At 77.0% G+C, this 20,471-nt stretch carries 1 protein-coding gene; it reads left to right on the top strand.

From position 1 onward, the window contains the following. Positions 1–2 precede the first annotated feature (2 nt). A complete protein-coding gene (locus IE330_RS15440) occupies positions 3–20,393 on the top strand; it encodes a non-ribosomal peptide synthase/polyketide synthase (protein WP_190136571.1) in 20,391 nt (6,796 codons plus the stop codon). Positions 20,394–20,471: the final 78 nt, after the last annotated feature.

Genomic DNA, 20,471 nt, shown 5'->3' with positions numbered 1-20,471 from the left:
CCATGACGTCTTCGAAGCGAGACCGCGCCGCGGCCCTGCCCAAGGACCTCCAGGAGGCACTGCGCCGCCGCCTCGCCGGGCGCGCCGCCGCGACCGGCACCCCCGCACCGGACGGGGCGGCCCCGGAGGCGGCGCCGCCCGGCATCCCGCGCGCCGACCGGACCGGTCCGCTGCCGCTGTCCTTCGCGCAGCAGCGGCTGTGGTTCCTCGACCGGCTGCGGCCCGGCGACGCCCGCTACAACAGCGCGGTGGCGCTGCGCCTCACCGGCCCGCTGGACCGCGCCGCGCTCTCCCGCGCCCTGGACACCGTCGTCGCCCGCCACGAGGCGCTGCGCACCACCTTCCAGGAGACCGACGGCCGCCCCGCGCAGACCGTCCACCCGGCCGCCCCGGTCCCCCTGCCCGTACAGGAGGTGACCGCACCCCCCGGCACCGACCCCGCGGCCGCCCTGGAAGCGGCCCTCCTGGCCGCGTACGACCGGCCCTTCGCCCTGGCCACCGGACCGCTCCTGCGCGCCCTGCTCCTGCGCGACCCCCAGGGCGACGAGCCCTCGCACGTGCTGCTCCTGACCGCCCACCACATCGTCACCGACGGCTGGTCGATGGGCGTGGTCCTCCAGGAGCTGTGCACCGCGTACGACGCCCTGGTCCGCGGCGCCGAACCCGACCTGCCGCCGGTGGCCACCCAGTACCCGGACTTCGCGGTCTGGCAGCGCGAACGGCTCTCCGGCGAGCGCCTGGAGCGCCACCTCGCCCACGGGGCGCGGCGGCTGGCCGGCGCCGTGCCGCCGGAGCTGCCCCTGGACCGGCCGCGCGGCGGCGAGGAGTCGGGCGCGGGCGCCGTCCACACCTTCACCGTCCCCGCCGCGACCACGGCCCGACTGCGCGCCCTCGCGACCGAGCGGCACACCACGCTGTTCACGTCCCTGGTCGCCGCCTGCCAGGCGCTGCTCGCCCGCTGGTCCGGCCAGGACGACATCACCGTCGGCTCCCTGACCCCCGGGCGCCCCCGCACCGACCTGGAGCGCGCCGTCGGCTTCTACGCCAACACCGTGGTGCTGCGCACCCCCGTCGACCCGGACGGCACCTTCCGCGACCTGCTCGACGCCGCCGCCGAGACCGTCAACGACGCCTTCGCGCACGGCGACACGCCCTTCGAACGGCTCGTGGAGGCCGTCGGTTCGACCCGCGAGCCCGGCCGCAACCCCCTGTTCGACGTGATGGTGCTGCTGCACCCCGAGCCGCCCACGGCCCCCGGCCTGCACGGGCTCACGGCCGCGCCCGTGACCGTGCCCCGCCGGGCCGCGACCTTCGACCTCAGCGTCGAGTTCGTGCCCGACGGCGACCGGCTCACCGGCCTCCTGGAGTACCGCACCGACCTGTTCGACGCGGCCACCGCCGCGCGCATGGCCGACCAGCTCCTGCGGCTCCTCGACGCCGCCGCCACCGCGCCGGACCGCCCCCTGGGGGCGCTGCCCCTGCTCTCCCCGGACGAGGCGCGCCGCCTCACCCAGGACTGGAACGCCACCGCCCTGGAGGTCCCGGACACCCCCGTCCCCGTCCTCTTCGCCCGGCAGGCGGCCCGTACCCCGGACGCCACCGCCCTCGTCGCCGGTGACGAACGGCTCGACTACGCCACGCTCGACGCCCGCGCCGACCGCCTCGCCCGGCACCTCGCCGCCCGGGGAGCGGGCCCCGAACAGCTCGTCGCGCTGCGCCTGCCGCGCACCGCCGACATGGTCGTCGCGATGCTCGCGGTGTGGAAGTCCGGCGCGGGCTATCTGCCCCTGGACCCGGCGCTGCCCGAGGAGCGCGTCCGGTTCCTGCTGGACGACGCGCGCCCGGCCCTGGTCCTCGACGAGGCCGCGCTCCGGGACCTGCCCGCCGCCGACTCGCCGGATGCCGCGCTCGGTACCCCGGATGCCGCCCCCGACACCCCGGGCGCTGCGTCTGACGTCCGGGAGGCCGCGCCCGGGCGCCCGCTCGCGGCGCCCCACCCGGACACCACCGCCTACGTCATCTACACCTCCGGCTCCACCGGCCGCCCCAAGGGCGTCGCCGTCTCCCACCGCTCCCTGGCGAACCTCCTCGCGGGCCACCGCGCGGGCTTCGTCGCGGACGCCGGCGGCGGCCCGCTGCGGGTGGCGCTGACCGCGTCGTTCTCCTTCGACACCTCCCTGGAGGGCGTGCTGCTGATGGTCGACGGCCACCCGCTGCACCTCGTCGACGAGACCACCCGCCTCGACGCCGCCGCCCTGGTCGCGTACGTCGTCGCCCACCGGATCGACTTCCTCGACCTGACGCCCTCGTACCTGCGCCAGCTCCTGCCCGCCGGGCTGCTCACCGACCCGCGCCACTGCCCGCGCGTCCTCATGCTCGGCGGCGAGGCGATCGGCCCCGCCCTCTGGCGCGACCTGGGCACCCACCCGCGGGTGACGGCGTACAACTTCTACGGCCCCACCGAGTGCACCGTCGACGCGCTCGCCCACCGCGTCACCGGCGAGGGACGCCCCCTGGTGGGACGGCCCTTGGCCAACGTCCGCGCGTACGTCCTCGACCAGCGCCTGCGGCCCGTGCCGCCCGGCGTCGGGGGAGAGCTGTACCTGGCGGGCACCCAGGTCGCCCGCGGCTACGCGGGCCGGCCGGGCCTCACCGCGGCGCGGTTCCTGCCCGACCCGTTCGGGCCGCCCGGCAGCCGCATGTACCGCACCGGCGACCTGGCCCGCTGGACCGCCGACGGGCAGCTCGACTACCTCGGGCGCGCCGACGACCAGGTCAAGGTGCGCGGCCACCGCATCGAGCCCGGCGAGATCGAGGCGGTGCTCCTGGACCAGCCGGACGTCGCCGCGGCCGCCGTCGTCGCCGTGCCCGACGCCCAGGGGCACCTGCGCCTGGCCGCCTACGTCACACCCGCGCCGGACGCCGAGGGCCTCGCCGCGGAGGCGGGCTCGGCAGCGGGCTCGGGTTCCACGGCGGGCACGGGCGCGGGCACGGCGGCGGAGGCGGGCCCCGCCGCGGGCGCGGGCCGCCCGACCGCGTCCGCGCTGCGGGCCGCGTGCCGCCGCGTCCTGCCGGACCACATGGTGCCGTCGTCGTTCACCGTGCTCGACGCCCTGCCCCTGACCACCAGCGGCAAGCTGGACCGCCGGGCCCTGCCCGCCCCCGACCTCGACACCGCCCCGCGCGAGCGGGAGTACACCGCGCCGCGCACCCCCGACGAGGAGACGCTGGCCGCCATCTGGTCGGAGGTCCTCGGCGTCGCCCGCGTGGGCGTCACCGACAACTTCTTCGAGCTGGGCGGCGACTCGATCCTCAGCATCCAGGCCGTCTCCCGGGCCCGCGCCGCCGGGCTCCGCCTGACCTCGCAGGACGTCTTCCGCCACCAGACGGTCGCCGACCTGGCCGCCGCCGCGTCCCGGCGCACCACCGCCGTGCCCGCGCCCCGGCGGCCGCGCCCGGACGGGCCCGCGCCCCTGACGCCCATCCAGGAGTGGTTCTTCGCCACCCACGGCCCCCTGCGCCACTTCAGCATGTCCCTGCTGCTCGACCTGCCGTACGACCTCGACGAACAGGCCTTGGAACAGGCCCTCGAAGCCGTCGCGGCCCACCACCCGGCGCTGCGCACCCGCTTCGCCCGCACCGGGGACACCTGGCGGCAGCACCCCGGCGAGGGCCCGGCCACCGGCCTGCTCACGCGCCACGACCTGCCCGCCTCCGGTGCCGCGCCCGCCAGAGAAGCCGCCGCCGAGGCCGCCCGCGCCGCCCTCGACCCGGCCACCGGCGCCCTGCTGCGCGCGGCCCTGCTGCGTCCGGGACGCCCCGGGGAGCGGCCCCAACTCTTCCTCACCGCCCACCACTTGGCGGTCGACAGCGTCTCCTGGCGCATCCTCCTGGCGGACCTGGAACAGGCCTACCGCCAGGCCGCCGCGGGCACGCCCGTGCACCTGGAGCCCGCCACCACGCCGTTCACCGACTGGGCCGCGCACCTCTCCCGCCGGGTCAGGGACGGCGACCTCGACGGGGACCTGCCCGCCTGGGCGGCCGAGGCCGCCGAGCCGCGCACCCCGCTGCCCGTCGACCGCCCCGGCACCCCGCTCGCCGGATCGGTGCGCACCGTCCGCGCCCGGGTCGACCGCGCCACCACCGAGGCGCTGCTGCGCCGGGTGCCCGGCGTCTACCGCACCCAGGTCAACGACGTGCTGCTCAGCGCCCTGGGCCGGGTGCTCGCCGACTGGGCGGGCAGCGAGCGGATCACCGTCGCGCTGGAGGGCCACGGCCGCGAGGACCTCGGCCCCGCCCGCACCGGGGCGCCGAGCACGGACGTCACGGACGGCACTCGCACCGGGGCGCCCAGCACGGACGTCACGGACGGCACTCGCACCGGGACGCCCAGCACGGACGTCACGGACGGCACTCGCACCGGGGCGCCCAGCACGGACGCCACGGACGGCACTGACATCGCGCATGCCACAGACGTCACCGACATCGCGGACGACACCCTCGACCTCTCCCGTACGGTCGGCTGGTTCACCACCCAGTACCCCGTCACGCTCTCCCCGGCCGGACCGCCCGCTGCCCCCGACTGGGCCGCCACGCTCAAGGCCGTGAAGGAACGGCTGCGGGCCGTGCCCCGCCGCGGCCTGAGCTTCGAGGCGCTGGCCCGCCTCGGCTCGCCCGACCCGGCCGCCCGCGCCCTGCGTGACCTGCCCCTGCCGCAGGTCTCCTTCAACTACCACGGGCAGTGGGACACCTCCGGCGGCGGGGACTTCGCCCCGGTCGCGGACGTGCCCGGCCGGGACCTCGCGCCCGACGAGCCCCTGGACCACCTCCTCGACGTCACGGCCGTGGTGGCCGACGGCGAGCTGGAGTTCACCTGGCACTACAGCGACCAGGTCCACGACGCGGGCACCGTGCGGCACCTGGCCGACGGCACGGTCGCGGCCCTGGCCGCGATCGCCGAGCACTGCGCCCTCCCGGACGCGGGCGGCCGCACGCCCTCCGACTTCCCCCTGGCCCGCCTCGACCAGGCCGGGGTGGACCGCCTCGTCGGCGACGGCCGCGGCGTGGAGGACCTGCTCCCGCTGACGCCGCTCCAGGAGGGCATGCTCTTCCACCGCCTCGTCGGCGGCGAGGACGACGTGTACGTCGACCAGGCCGCCCTGCTCTTCGAGGGCGTCGCCGACCCGGGCGCCTTCGCCCGGGCCTGGCAGCGGGTCACCGACCGCACGCCCGCGCTGCGCACCTCCGTGGTCTGGGAGGACGTACCCGTCCCGCTCCAGGTCGTGCACCGCGAGGCCCGCGTGCCCGTCACCCACCTGGACTGGCGGGACACCGAAGGGCTGCCGGAGTCCGAGCGCGCCGCCCGGTTCGCCCGGCTCCGCGCCGACGACCTCGCCCGCGGCATCGACCTGACGACCGCGCCCCTGATGCGGCTCACCCTCATCCGGCTGCCCGGCGACCGGCTGCACCTGCTGTGGACCTCCCACCACCTGATCCTGGACGGCTGGAGCCTGGCCCAGGTGCTCACCGAGGTGTGCGGGGAGTACGCGGCCCTCACCACCGGCGAGGCCGCCGAGCCGCCCGTGCGCCGCCCCTTCGCCGACTACGTGCGCTGGCTCGCCGGCCAGGACGGCACCGCCGCCCGCGCCCACTGGAGCGGCGTCCTCGCGGGCTTCGCCACCCCGACCCCGCTGCCCGTCGACCGCCCCCTCGGCGAGGCGCACCGGGCCCGGTCCGCGGACGTGGTCACCGCCGGGCTGCCCGACGCGGCGTCCGCCCGCCTCGCCCGCACCGCCCGCGCGGCCGGACTCACCGTCAGCACCGTGGTGCAGGGCGCCTGGGCGCTGCTGCTCGCCCGGCACGCCGCCGAGCGGGACGTGGTGTTCGGCACCACCGTGTCGGGCCGCCCCGACGACCTGCCCGGCGTGGAGTCGATGGTCGGCATGTTCATCAACACCGTGCCCACCCGCGTCCGCGTCGAGCCCCACCGCCCGGCGGCCGACTGGCTGCGCGACCTCCAGCAGGAGCAGGCCGCGGCGCGGCGCTTCGCCGCGGTCTCCCTGGCCGAGCTGACCGCGCTGAGCGACGTGCCCTCGGGCACCCCGCTGTTCCACTCCATCGTGGCCTTCGAGAACTACCCCTTCGACGAGGCCCGCACCGCCGGCTCCGGCGTCCGGCTGGCCGACGTCACCTCCCGGGACGCCACCAACTACCCCCTCGTGCTCCGCGCCTACCAGGGCGAGCGGCTCGGCTTCGACCTGGCCTACGACCCCGGCCTGTTCGACCCCGCCACCGCCCGGGCGCTCGCCGACCGGCTGTGCCTGCTGCTCACGCAGCTCGCCGACGACCCCCGCAGGCCGCTGCGCGCCCTCACCGCGACGACCGCCGAGGAACGGCGACGGCTCCTGGCCGACGCCACCGCGCACGACGGCCCCCACGCCACCCTGGTCGACCTGTTCGAGGCCCAGGCGGCCCGCACTCCCGACGCCACCGCGGTCACCTGCGGGGGCGACCACCTCACCTATGCCGCGCTCGACGCCGCCGCCGGCCGGCTCGCCCACCGCCTGGCCGAGGCGGGCGCCGCCCCCGAGCGGTACGTGGCCCTCGCCCTGCCGCGCTCCACCGACCTGGTGGTGGCGGTCCTCGCCGTCCTCAAGACGGGCGCGGCCTATCTGCCGATCGACCCGAAGCTGCCCGCCGACCGCGTCGCCCACCTGCTGCGCGACGCCGCCCCGGCGGTCCTGGTCACCACCACCGGCACGGCCGGACGCGCCGCGGGCGCCGACGTCCCGCTGCTGCTCCTGGACGACGCGGCACTCCGCGCCGACCTGGACCGGCGCCCGGCCGGCGGCCCCGACCCGGCCCGCCGACCCCTGCCGGACCACCCCGCCTACGCCATCTACACCTCCGGCTCGACCGGGCAGCCCAAGGGCGTCGTCGTCCCGCACGCCAACGTCGTCCGGCTGTTCACCCGTACCCGGGACTGGTTCGGCTTCGACGAGCACGACGTGTGGACCCTGTTCCACTCCTACGCCTTCGACTTCTCCGTGTGGGAGCTGTGGGGCCCGCTGCTGCACGGCGGCCGGCTCGTCGTCGTGCCCGACGACACCGCCCGCTCCCCGGAGGACTTCCTGCGCCTGCTCGCGGACGAAGGCGTCACCGTCCTCAACCAGACCCCCTCCGCCTTCCACCCCCTGGCCCGCGCCGACGCCGACCACCCCGAGCTGAGCGCCCGTCTGGCGCTGCGCACCGTCGTCTTCGGCGGCGAGGCCCTGGACACCGACCGGCTCGCCGACTGGTACGCGCGCCACCCCGACGACGCGCCGCGCCTGGTCAACATGTACGGCATCACCGAGACCACCGTGCACGTCACCTACGAGCCCCTGGCCCGTACGACGGCCCGCACCGGCACCGCGAGCCCCATCGGCACCGCCATCCCCGACCTGCGCGTGTACGTCCTCGACGACGACCTCGCCCTCGCCCCGCCCGGCGCCGTCGGCGAGATGTACGTCGCGGGCCAGGGCCTGGCCCGCGGCTACCTCAACCGCCCCGGCCTGACCGCGACCCGCTTCCTGCCCGATCCCTTCGGGGCGCCCGGCAGCCGCATGTACCGCACCGGCGACCGCGCGCGGCGGCGCGCCGACGGCACCCTGGAGTACCTGGGCCGCGCCGACCAGCAGGTGAAGATCCGCGGCTACCGCATCGAGCCCGGCGAGATCGAGGCCGCCCTGCGCGCCCACGCGGACGTCGGCGCCGCCGCGGTCGGCGTCCACGAGGACGCCTCAGGCACCCGCCGCCTGGTCGCGCACGTCGTCGGCTCCGGCGGGCACCCCGCCCCGGCCGCCGCCGCCCTCCGCGCCCACCTCGAACGGCTACTGCCCGCCCACATGGTGCCCGCCGCCTACGTGCCGATGGAGCGGCTGCCGCTCACCGTCAACGGCAAGCTCGACCGCAAGGCGCTGCCCGCCCCCGGCGCGGACGGCTACGCCACCGGTGGCGACCGCACGGCGCCGCGCACCCGCGCCGAACACCTCGTCGCCGCCGCCTGGGCGGACGTCCTCGCCACCGGCGACGTGGGCGCCGACGACGACTTCTTCGCCCTCGGCGGCGACTCCATCCTCGCCGTCCGCGTCACCTCCCGGCTGCGCGCCGCCTTCGGCACCGACGTGTCGCCCCGGCTGCTCTTCACCCACCCCACCGTGTCCGCCCTGGCCGCCGCCCTCGGCGACCCCGACGGCCCCGACGGTGCGACCGACGCGACCGCCGCCGACACCATCCCGGCCGCCGACCCGGACACGGCGCCACCGCTGTCGTACGCCCAGCAGCGCCTGTGGTTCCTCGACCGCTTCGAACCGGGCAGCACCGAGTACACGACCCTGTCCGCGCTGCGGCTGCGCGGCCCCCTCGACCTCGCCGCCCTGCGCACCGCCCTGGACGGCCTGGTGGCCCGGCACGAGGCCCTGCGCACCACCTTCGCCGAACACGACGGCCGGGCCCGCCAGGTCGTGCACCCGCCGCACCCCGTGGACCTGGCACTCGACCACCTCGCCGGGGACGCCGACGTGGACGCCTACCTGGAGCGCGTGGCCGCCACCCCCTTCGACCTCGCCACCGGGCCCCTGCTGCGCGCCCGGCTCGCCCGGCTCGCCGCCGACGACCACCTGCTGGTCCTCGCCGTGCACCACATCGTCACCGACGGCTGGTCCCTCGGCGTCCTCGGCCGCGACCTCGGCGAGCTGTACGCGGCCGCCCGCGAGGACCGCCGCCCCGACCTGCCCGAGCTGCCCGTGCGCTACGCCGACTACGCCGCCTGGCAGCGCGCCCGCACCGACCAGGCCGAGGAGCAACTCGCATACTGGCGCGAGACCCTGGCCGGGCTCGAACCGCTGGAGCCGCCCACCGACCGGCCGCGCCCCGCCGTGCGCACCCGCGACGGCGCCCTGGTGACCTTCACCCTGCCCGCCGAGCTGACCGAGCGGCTGCGCGCCACCGGCCACACCGCCGACGCCACCCTCTACATGACCCTGCTGACGGCCTGCCAGGTGCTGCTCGCCCGCTGGACCGGCCAGCAGGACATCGCCGTCGGCACCGTGACGGCGGGCCGCGACCGCGCCGAACTCCACGACGTGGTCGGCATGTTCGTCAACACCCTGGTCCTGCGCGGCGACGTCCGCCCCGACCGGACGTTCCGCGACCTCCTCGCCCAGGCGCGCACCACCGTCCTTCAGGCCTTCGCCCACCAGGACGTGCCCTTCGAGCGCGTCGTGGACGAGGTGCGGCCCGAGCGCGACACCAGCCGCACGCCCCTGTTCCAGGTCATGGTCGCCCTGCACAACCTCGGCACCCGGGCCCCCGAGCTGCCCGGCCTGGACGTCGCCCCCGTCACCCCGCCGGTGCGCAACGCCACCTTCGACCTGGCCTTCGACTTCGTCGAGCACGACGGCGGCCTCACCGGCCACCTGGAGTACAGCACCGGCCTGTTCGCCCCCGACACCGCCGAACGCCTCGCCGCCCGCCTCCAGCTCCTCCTGGAGGCCGCCGCCGACGACCCCGACCAGCAGGCGGGCGCGCTGCCGCTGCTCACCGCCGCCGAACGGCACCAGGTCCTCCAGGAGTGGCAGGGCGGCGCCGCCCCCGCCCCGGACACCACGTTCCCGGCCCTGTTCGAGGCCCAGGCCGCCCGGACCCCGGGCGCCACCGCCCTGGTCGCCCGGGACGCCACGCTCGACTTCGCCGCCCTCAACGACCGCGCCAACCGGCTCGCCCACCACCTGATCGCCCTGGGCGTCGGCCCCGAGCGCACCGTCGCCGTCCGACTGCCGCGCACCTGCGACCTGATGGCGGCCGTCCTCGCCGTCCTCAAGGCGGGCGGCACCCTGCTCTGCCTCGACCCCGACCTGCCCGAGGAGCGCGTCGCGTACCTCCTCGCCGACGCCGCGCCCCGCACCCTCCTCACCGCCGAGGCGCTGCGCGAGGTGCCCTGGGACCACCTGCCCGCCCACGACCCCACCGACGCCGACCGCCTGGCACCGCTGCGCCCGCAGCACGCCGCGTACGTCATCTACACCTCCGGCTCCACCGGCCGCCCCAAGGGCGTCGCCGTGGAACACCGCCACCTGGTCAACCTCTGCCACGACCACCGGGACGCCCTCCTCGCCGCGCACACCGCCGACGGCCGCCGCCTGCGGGCCGCGCTCAGCGCCTCCTTCTCCTTCGACACGTCCTGGGAGGGGCCGCTCCTGATCGCCCTCGGCCACGAGGTCCACCTGATCGACGAGGACGTCCGCCTGGACCCCGAGGCCTTCTGCGCCCAGGTCGCCGACAGCGCCCTCGACCTCGTCAACGTCACCCCCTCCTTCCTGCGCGAACTCACCGCCGCCGGACTCCTCGCCCCCGGCCGCCACCACCCGCGGCTGCTCCTCGTCGGCGGCGAGGCCGTCGGCACCGACACCTGGCGGGAGCTGTGCGCGGCCCAGGACCTCGGCGTCACCGCGTACAACGTGTACGGGCCCACGGAGTGCACCGTCGACGCCGTCTACGGCCGCTGCGCCGAGCGGCCCGACCGCCCCGTCATCGGCCGCCCCGGCCGCGGCCTGCGCGCCTACGTCCTCGACGGAACGCTGCGGCCGGTGCCGCCCGGCACCCCGGGCGAGCTGTACCTCGCGGGCCGCCAGGTCGCCCGCGGCTACGCGGGGCGGCCCGGCCTGACCGCCACCCGCTTCCTCGCCGACCCCTACGGCGCGCCGGGGGAGCGGATGTACCGCACCGGCGACCTCGCCCGCTGGGACGGCGACGGCCTCCTGGAGTTCCTCGGCCGCGCCGACGAACAGCTCAAGGTCCGCGGCTTCCGCATCGAGCCCGGGGAGGTCGAGGCCGCGCTGACCGCCCACCCGGACGTCGCCGAGGCCGTGGTGACCACCCGCGAACACGGGGGCCGCACCCTCCTCGTGGCGTACGTCGTCCCCGCCGGGGAGCGCACCCCGGAGGGCGACGAGCTGCGGCTCGGGCTGCGCCGGACGCTGCCGGACCACATGGTGCCCCAGGCGTTCGTGCCGCTGACCCGCATCCCGCGCACCAGCAGCGGAAAGACCGACCGCCGCGCCCTGCCCGCCCCGCCCGCGCCCACCGACACCGGGACGCCCTACGTGGCGCCCCGCCCCGGCACCGAGGAGCGCCTGGCCGCGATCTGGGCCGAGGTCCTCGGCGTCGACCGGGTGGGCGCGCGCGACAACTTCTTCACCCTGGGCGGCGACTCGATCCTCAGCATCCAGATCGTCTCCCGCGCCCGCCGCGCGGGCCTCACCGTGACCACCAAGGACGTCTTCCGCCACCCCACCGTCGCCGAACTCGCCCTGCGCGCGGGCGAATCCGCGCCCGACGCGCCCGACGCGGGCACCGCCGAACCGGCGACGGCGCCCCTCACCCCGATCCAGCACTGGTACCTCGACGGCCGCCGCCCCGGCGACACGCCGCGCTTCACGATGACCCAGCGCCTGGAACTGGCCCCCGGCACCGACCTGCCCGCCCTGGCGCGCGCCGCCGACGCCGTCGTACGCCACCACGCGGCCCTGCGCACCCGCTTCCGCCACATCGAGCACGGCTGGCACCAGGAGCCGCTGCCCGAGCCCCCGCCCGGCGCCGTCACCACCCACGACGTGTCCGGCCTGGACGACGCGGAGCTGGAGGCCCGGGTCCAGCACACCACCGACGGGGCCCAGGCCGCGCTCGACCCGGCCGAGGGGCGCGTCGTGCGCGCCCTGCTCTTCGACCGCGGCCCCGGCCGCCCCGCGCAGCTCGTCCTCACCGCGCACCACCTGGTCATCGACGGCGTCTCCTGGCGCATCCTCCTCGCCGACCTGGAGACCGCCCACCGCGCCGCCGCCGCGGGCCGGGCCGTCGCACTGCCCCCGGTGGGCACCTCCTACGGCCACTGGGCCACCCGCCTCGAAGCCCACACCCGCTCCGGCGCCCTCGACGCCGACCTGGACCACTGGACCCGGACGGCCACCGCCCCCGCCGAGCTGCCCGCGGGCCGCCCCGGACCCAACACCCAGCGGACGGCCGCCACCCTCACCGTCACCCTCGGACGCGACGAGACCGACGCGCTGCTGCGCCAGGTCCCCGACGTCTACCGCACGCAGGTCAACGACGTGCTGCTCAGCGCCCTCGGCCGCACCCTGGCCCGCTGGTGCGGCCGCCACCAGGTCCTGCTCGGGGTGGAGGGCCACGGCCGCGAGGACCTCTTCGACCACGTCGACCTGTCCCGGACCGTCGGCTGGTTCACCGCCGAGTTCCCCCTCGCCCTCACCGTCGACCCCGACGCCGACTGGCGCGACACCCTGCGCTCCGTCAAGGAGCAGCTCCGCGCGGTGCCGCTGCGCGGCCTGAGCCACGGCGCGCTGCGCCACCTGCTGCCCGACAGCCCGCTGGCCGACGCGCCCGCGCCGCGGGTCGGCTTCAACTACCACGGGCGGTTCGACACCGCCGGGACCGGCGAGGACGCCCTCTACCGCGCCTCCCTGCCGCCCGCGGGCCGCGACACCGACCCCGACGAGACCCGGCCCTACCTCCTGGAGGTCACCGGCGTCGTCCAGGACGGACGCCTCGAACTCGGCTGGACGTACCCGAGCGCCGTCTACGACGAGGCCACCGTGCGGCACCTGGCCGAGGACATGCGCGCCGCGCTCGGCGACATCGCCGCGCACTGCGCCCGCCCGGGCACCGGCGGCCGCACCCCCTCCGACTTCCCGCTCGCCCGCCTCACCCAGGACCAGCTCGACCGCCTCGTCGGCGACGGCCGGCACGTCGCCGACGTCCTGCCCCTGACACCGCTGCAGTCCGGCATGCTCTTCCACGGCCTCGTCGACACCCAGGGCGCCTACTTCGACCGCACCGCGGTCCGGCTCTCCGGCGTGCGCGACCCCCGCGCCTTCGCCACCGCCTGGCAGCAGCTCGCCGACCGCACGCCCGCGCTGCGCACCAGCGTCCACTGGCACGGCCTGCCGCACCCCGTGCAGGTCGTCCACCACCACGTGGAGCTGCCCGTCACCCACCTCGACTGGCGCGACCTGCCACCCGGCGCCCGCGCCGAGGCCGTCGAGCGCCTGCTCGCCGAGGACCGCGCCGCGGGCATGGACCTGACCACCGCACCGCTCACCCGCATCACCCTGGCCGCCCTGCCCGGCGACGAGGTGCTGCTGCTGTGGTCCTCCCACCACCTCGCCCTGGACGGCTGGAGCACCGGCCAGCTCCTCACCGAGGTGTGCGAGCGCTACGCCGCCCTCACCGGCGGCCCCCAGGCGGCCGAACCGGTCCGGCGGCCCTTCGCCGACTTCCTCCACTGGCTCGCCGGCCAGGACCAGGACGCGGCCGAACGGCACTGGGCCGAGGCCCTCGCCGGATTCACCGCCCGCACCCCGCTGCCCTACGACCGCCCCCCGGCCGAGGCGCACCGCGCCCGCTCCGAGGCCGCCGTGCACCACACCCTGGCCGAGGACGCCTCCCGGCGCCTGAAGGAGACCGCCGCCCGCGGCGGCCTCACCGTCAACACCGTGGTGCAGGCCGCCTGGGCCCTGCTCCTCGCCCGCCACAGCGGACGCGACGACGTGGTGTTCGGCACCACCGTCTCCGGCCGCCCCGCCGAACTGCCCGGCGTCGACACCATGATCGGCATGTTCATCAACACCGTGCCGACCCGGGTCCGCGTCCCCGCCACCGGCCTCCTGCCCTGGCTGCGTGACCTCCAGGAGCAGCAGAGCGACGCCCGCCGCTTCGACCACGTCGCCCTGCCGCGCATCCAGGCGCTCAGCGGCGTCCCGGCGGGCGAGGCCCTGTTCGACAGCATGGTGGTGTTCGAGAACTACCCCGTCGACGAGTCCGCCACGGCCCGGACCGGCGTCCGCGTGGAAGAGGTGCGCGCCGACGACGCCACCACCTTCCCGCTGTGCCTGCGCGCCCACCTCGACGACCGCCTCGGCTTCGACCTCGCCTACGACGCCGCCCTCTTCGACCGGGCCACGGTCGAACGCGCCGCGGCCCGCCTCGCCGGCCTCCTCACCCGCCTCGCCGACGGCCTCGACGGCGACGTGGCCGGCCTCGACCTGCTCACCGCGGACGACCGTGACCTCCTGGCCGCCTGGCACACGCCCGCGGACCGGACACCGCCCGGCACCCCCGTGGCCCTCTTCGCCGACCGGGCCCGCCGCACCCCGCACGCCGTCGCCGTGCGCGACGGCGACCTGCGGGTGACGTACCGCCAGCTCGACGACTGGTCCGACCGCGTGGCCGCCCGGCTGCTCACCGGCGGCCTGCGCGCCGAGGACCGCGTGGCCCTGCTCATGGACCGCTCCGCCGAACTCGTCGCCGCCCAGCTCGCGGTCCTCAAGGCGGGCGGCGCCTACCTGCCGGTGGACGCCCGCGCCCCCGAGGAGCGCCGCCGCGCCCTCCTGGAGCGGGTCGGCGCCACGGCCCGGCTCACCACCGCCGCCGTCACCGCCGCCCGCCCCGGCGCCCCCGGCGGCCCCACCGCCCCGGCCACCCACCCGGACCGGCTCGCCTACGTCATGTTCACCTCCGGCTCCACCGGCGAGCCCAAGGCCGTCGCGGTGCGCCACCGCGACGTGGCCGCGCTCGCCACCGACAGCCGCTTCGCCGACGGCGCCTGCGCCCGCGTCCTGCTGCACTCGCCCGTCGCCTTCGACGCCGTCACCTTCGAGGTGTGGGCGCCCCTGCTCACCGGCGGCACCGTGCTGGTGGCCCCCGGGGGGACCGTCGACGCCGCCCTGCTGCGCCGCCTCGCCGGCGACGAGGGGCCGACCGCGCTGTGGCTCACCGCCGGGCTCTTCCGCCTCCTCGCCCAGGACGCGCCGGACTGCTTCACCGGACTGCGCCAGGTGTGGACCGGCGGCGACGTCGTCCCGGCGGCGGCCGTGCGCCGCGTCCTCGCCGCCTGCCCCGGCCTGACCGTCGTCGACGGCTACGGCCCCACCGAGACCACCACCTTCGCGACCTCCCATGCCCTCACCGACCCCGCCGCCGTCCCCGCCGCCGTCCCGATCGGCCGGCCGCTGGACGCCATGCGCGTGTACGTGCTCGACGCCCGGCTCAGGCCCGTCCCGCCGGGCTGCGCGGGCGAACTCCACGTGGCCGGGGAGGGCGTGGCCCGCGGCTACCTCGGCCGCCCCGGGGACACCGCGGCGCGCTTCCTCGCCGACCCCTTCGGACCGCCCGGCACCCGCATGTACCGCACCGGCGACCTGGTCCGCCGCGCCGTGGACGGCACGGTCGCCTTCCTCGGCCGCGCCGACGACCAGGTCAAGATCCGCGGCTTCCGCGTCGAGCCCGGCGAGGCCGAGGCCGCCCTCGCCGCCCACCCCGGCGTCGACGACGTGGCGGTGGTGGCCCGCGAGGACCGCCCCGGCTCCCGCCGCCTGGTGGCCTACCTCGTCGGCCCCGCCGGGCAGGACCCCGACGGGCTGCGCGCCTTCGCCGGGCGGACCCTGCCTGACTACCTGGTGCCCTCCGCGTTCGTGCCGCTGCCCGCGCTGCCGCTGAGCGCCAACGGCAAGGTCGACCGCGCGGCGCTCCCCGCCCCCGAACCCGACACCGGCGCGGAGCGCACCGCCCGCGTCGAGCCCCGCACCGACGCCGAGCGCCGCGCCGCCGACGTCTTCGCCGACGTCCTGGACATCGCCAGGCCCGGCGCGGAGGACGACTTCTTCGCCCTCGGCGGCGACTCGATCCTCAGCATCCGCCTCGCCTCCCGCCTCGCCGAGGAGTTCGGCACCGACGTGTCGCCGCGCGCGGTGTTCACCCACCCCACCCCCGCCGCGCTCGCCCGCCTGGCCACCGCGGAACCGGACCCCGCCGGGCCCGGCCCCGCCATCGTCCCCGTCGCCCGCGCCACGGCCCCGATGTCGTACGCCCAGCAACGCCTGTGGTTCCTCGCCGAGTTCGCCCCCGGCGGCGCCGAGTACGTCACCGGCCTCGCCCTGCGGCTGCGCGGCCACCTCGCCACCGACGCCCTGGCCACGGCCCTGAACGGCCTGGTGGCCCGGCACGCCTCGCTGCGCACCACCTTCGACACCGTCGACGGCCACGGCGTACAGATCGTGCACGCGCCGCAGGACGTCCCGCTGCCGCTGCACGACCTGTCCCACCTGCCCGACAAGCACCGCGTCGCCCAGCTCGACCAGCTCCTGACGGACGAGCGCGTCCGCCCCTTCGACCTGCGCCACGGCCCCCTGCTGCGCACCGCGCTGGTACGGCTGGCCGACGACGACCACGTCCTCGCCCTCACCCTGCACCACATCGTCACCGACGGCTGGTCCACCGCCGTCCTCACCGGCGACCTGGCCCACCTCTACCGCCAGGCCGTCGGCGCCCCGACCGGCGAACTGCCGCCGCTGCCCGTCCAGTACGCCGACTACGCCCACTGGCAGCGCACCGCGGACGGCCCCCGGGCCGACGCCCAGCTCGCGTACTGGAAGGAGCGGCTGGCCGACGCCGAACCCCTCGACCTGCCCACCGACCGGCCGCGGCCCGCCGTGCGCACCCACCACGGCGCGACCGCCCGCCTCGTCCTTCCGCCCGCCACGGCCCGCCGTCTCGCGCGGGTCGGCAGGGACCGCGGCGCCACCCTGTTCACCACGCTCGTCGCCGCCGCGCAGGCCTACCTCGCCCGCCTCTCGGGCGGTACCGACATCGCCGTGGGCACCGTCACCTCGGGCCGCGACCGGCCCGAGGTGCAGCACCTGATCGGGTTCTTCGTCAACACCCTCGTGCTGCGCTCGCACGTGGAGCCCGAGCGGCCCTTCCCCGCGTTCCTCGACGACGTACGGCAGACCGTCCTGGACGCCTTCGCCCACCAGGACGTGCCCTTCGAGCGCGTCGTCGACGAGGTGCAGCCGGTCCGCGACACCAGCCGCACCCCCCTCTTCCAGGTCATGGTGGTCCTCCAGAACACCCCGGCGGGCGACCTCGACCTGCCCGGCCTGGAGGCCTCCGACATCGAACCGGAGCTCCAGCACGCGGCGTTCGACCTCACCCTGGAGTTCGCCGAGACCGACACCGGGGAGCTGCACGGGCTGCTCACCTACAACACCGACCTGTTCGAGGCGGCCACGGCCGACCGGATGGCCGACCAGCTCGCGACCCTCCTGACCGCCGTCGCCGACGACCCGGACCGCCCCCTGGGCGCCCTGCCGCTGACGACCGACGCCGAAGTCAAGACCCTCCTCGACCAGGGCAGGGGCACCACCCCGCCGGAGCCGGCGGCGACCCTGCCCACGCTGTTCGCACGGCAGGCGGCCCGCACGCCCGACGCGGTGGCGCTCCTCGACGGCGACCGGGAGCTGACGTACGCGGAGGTGGACCGCGCCGCCAACCGCCTCGCCCACCGTCTGATCGGCCGCGGCGTCGGCCCCGAGCGGGTGGTGGCCCTCGCCCTGCCCCGCACCGCGGAGACCGTGGTGGCCCAGCTCGCCGTCGCCAAGGCCGGTGGCGCCTTCCTGCCCGTGGACCCCGCCTACCCGGTCCGGCGCCGGGAGTTCATGGTCCGCGACGCGGGCGCCTGGCTCACCCTGGACGAACCCGCGGACGTCTGGGCGTCGGACGGACCCGACACCGAGCCCACCGACGCCGACCGCACCGCCCCCCTCACCTGCGACCACCCCGCCTACGTCATCTACACCTCCGGCTCCACCGGCACCCCCAAGGGCGTCGTGGTCACCCACCGCGGCCTCGCGGGCTTCGCCGCGGCCGCCGCCGAGCGGTACGACGCCGGGCCCGGCGACCGGGTCCTGCAGTTCGCCTCGCCCAGCTTCGACGCCTCCGTCCTGGAGCTGTGCGTCTCCCTGCTCAGCGGCGCCACCCTGGTCACCGGCGAGGAGGGGCCGCTCGTCGGCGAACGCCTGGCCCAGGCCCTCGCCGAGCGCCGGATCAGCCACACCCTCATCCCGCCCGCGGCCCTCGCCACGGTGGCACCGGAGACCGCGTCCGCCCTGCCCGCCCTGCGCACGCTCATCGTCGGCGCCGAGGCCTGCCCGCCCGACCTCGTCGAGCAGTGGGCCCCCGGCCGCCGCATGATCAACTCCTACGGTCCCACCGAGGCCACCGTGGTCGCGAGCTGGACCGGCCCCCTGACCCCCGGCACGGGCGCCCCGCCCATCGGCCGCCCGGCCGGCGCCACCCGCCTGTACGTCCTCGACACGGCCCTGCGCCCCGTCCCGCCCGGCGTGACCGGCGAGCTGTACGTGGCGGGCCCGGGCCTCGCCCGCGGCTACGCCGGCCGGCCGGGCCTGACCGCGCAGCGGTTCACCGCCGACCCGTTCGGCGCCCCGGGGGAGCGCATGTACCGCACCGGCGACCTGGTCCGCTGGGGCGCCGACGGCGACCTGCGCTTCGCCGGACGCGCCGATGACCAGATCAAGCTCCGCGGCTTCCGCATCGAACCGGGCGAGATCGAGAGCGCCCTGCGCCGCAGCCCCCGGGTGCGCGACGCGGCGGTCGCCGTGCGCACCGACAGCGGCTCCGCCCGGCTCGTCGCCTACGTCGTCCCCGCCGAGGCCGGCACGGACGCGCTGCACACGGCCGAGCTGCGCGAACACCTCGGCGAGCTGCTGCCGCTGCACATGGTGCCCTCGGTGTTCGTCCCGCTGGAGCAACTGCCCCTCACCCCGAACGGCAAGGCCGACCGGCGCGCCCTGCCCGCGCCCGGCCCCGCCCACACCGCGAGCGGCCCGCACGTGGCGCCGCGCACCGACACCGAACGCCGTATCGCCCGCATCTGGGGCGACGTCCTCGGCGTGGAGGACGTCGGCGCCGACGACAACTTCTTCCTCCTCGGCGGCGACTCGATCCTCAGCATGCAGGTCGTGTCGCGGCTGCGGCGGGAGGGCCTGCACCTGGCCACCCGCGACCTGTTCACCCACCAGACCGTGGCCGAACTCGCCGCCGTCGTGAAGACCGAGCCCCAGCGCTCCGGCGAGGGCCCGGTCAGCGGCGAGGTGCCGCTGACGCCCATCCAGGAGTGGTTCCTGACCACCCCGCGCGCCAGCCACGACCACTTCAACCAGTCGGCGCTCCTGGAACTCGCCGACACCCCCGACCCGAAGGCCCTGCGCACCGCGCTCGACGCCCTCCTCGAACACCACGACGCCCTGCGCATGCGCTTCACCCGGGAGGCCGACGGCTGGCGCCAGTACAACGCGCCGCCCAAGGACGGGGACAGTGGTGCCGAGGGGGACAGCGGGGCAGAGGGCCACGGCGGCGGTGACGGGGCTGTGCTCGTACGGCACGACCTGCGCGGGCTGCCGCCCCAGCAGGCCGACGCCGCCATGGAGAAGGCCGCCGACGACCTGCACACCGGCTTCGACATCGGCACCGGACCGCTGCTGCGGGCGGCGCTGTTCACCGGCGACCCGGGGCGCCCCGCCTTCCTCCTCCTCGTCGCCCACCACCTGGTCGTGGACGCCGTGTCCTGGCGCATCCTGGCCGACGACCTGGAGACCGCCTACCGCCAGGCCGCGGCGGGCGAGCCCGTCGCCCTGGGGGAGCGCACCACGTCCTTCCGCGACTGGGCCCGAGGGCTCGCCGCGCACGTCGCCGAGGGCGGGCTCGACCACGAACTGCCTTACTGGGAGGAGACGGTGACCGCCGACCCGCCCCCGGCCGCCGACGTGCCCGCGGCGGAGGCGGGCACCACCGGGCGGCTCACCGTGGAGCTGACCGAGGAGGACACCACGGCGCTGCTGCGCGCCGCCCCCACGGCCTACCGCACCCGCGTCAACGACGTCCTGCTGTCCGCCCTCGCCCTGGCCCTGGCCCGCTGGACCGGCCGGGACCGGGTCCGCCTCGACCTCGAAGGACACGGCCGCGAGGACCTCCTCGACGGCGTCGACCTGTCGCGTACGGTCGGCTGGTTCACCACCGTCCACCCGGTTGCCCTCCAGGTCACCGCCCCCGACGACCTCAGCGCCTCCCGGGACTGGCGGGCCCTGGTGAAGTCAGTGCGCCGCCAGTTGCGCGTGGTGCCCGGCAACGGCCTCGGCTTCGGCGCGCTGCGCACCTTCGGCCCGCCGGAGACCCGGGCGAGGCTCGGCGCCGCCGCGCACAGCCAGGTGGTCTTCAACTACCTGGGCCAGTGGGACGCCCGCCCGGACACCCCCGGCGACGGCCTGGTCCGCGCCGAGCACGGCTCCTTCGGCCAGGACCACGACCCCCGGGACAGCGGCTCGCACCCGCTGGAGGTGGTCGGCGCCGTCCAGGACGGCCGCCTGGCCTTCACCTGGCACCACCGCACCGGCCTGTACGACACGGAGGCCGTGCGCCGCGCCGCCGAGGACTTCGCCACCGCCCTGCACCACATCGCCCGGCACGCCCGCGGCAGCCTCTAGGACCACGCCCCGGGGCGCCCGCACCGCCGGTGCCCCGGGGCGTGACACCACCCACCGACCACCCCGCACCGCCGACCC

The sequence above is a fragment of the Streptomyces longispororuber genome (assembly GCF_014656095.1).
In the GTDB taxonomy this organism is placed as follows: domain Bacteria; phylum Actinomycetota; class Actinomycetes; order Streptomycetales; family Streptomycetaceae; genus Streptomyces; species Streptomyces longispororuber.
The sequence above is the reverse complement of the archived record's forward strand: the minus strand, read 5'-3'. Positions and strand labels throughout refer to the sequence as shown.

Bases quoted from the DNA above. Each gene is read 5' to 3' on its own strand.
- IE330_RS15440 (WP_190136571.1), top strand. From the start codon at position 3: ATGACGTCTTCGAAGCGAGACCGCGCCGCGGCCCTGCCCAAGGACCTC.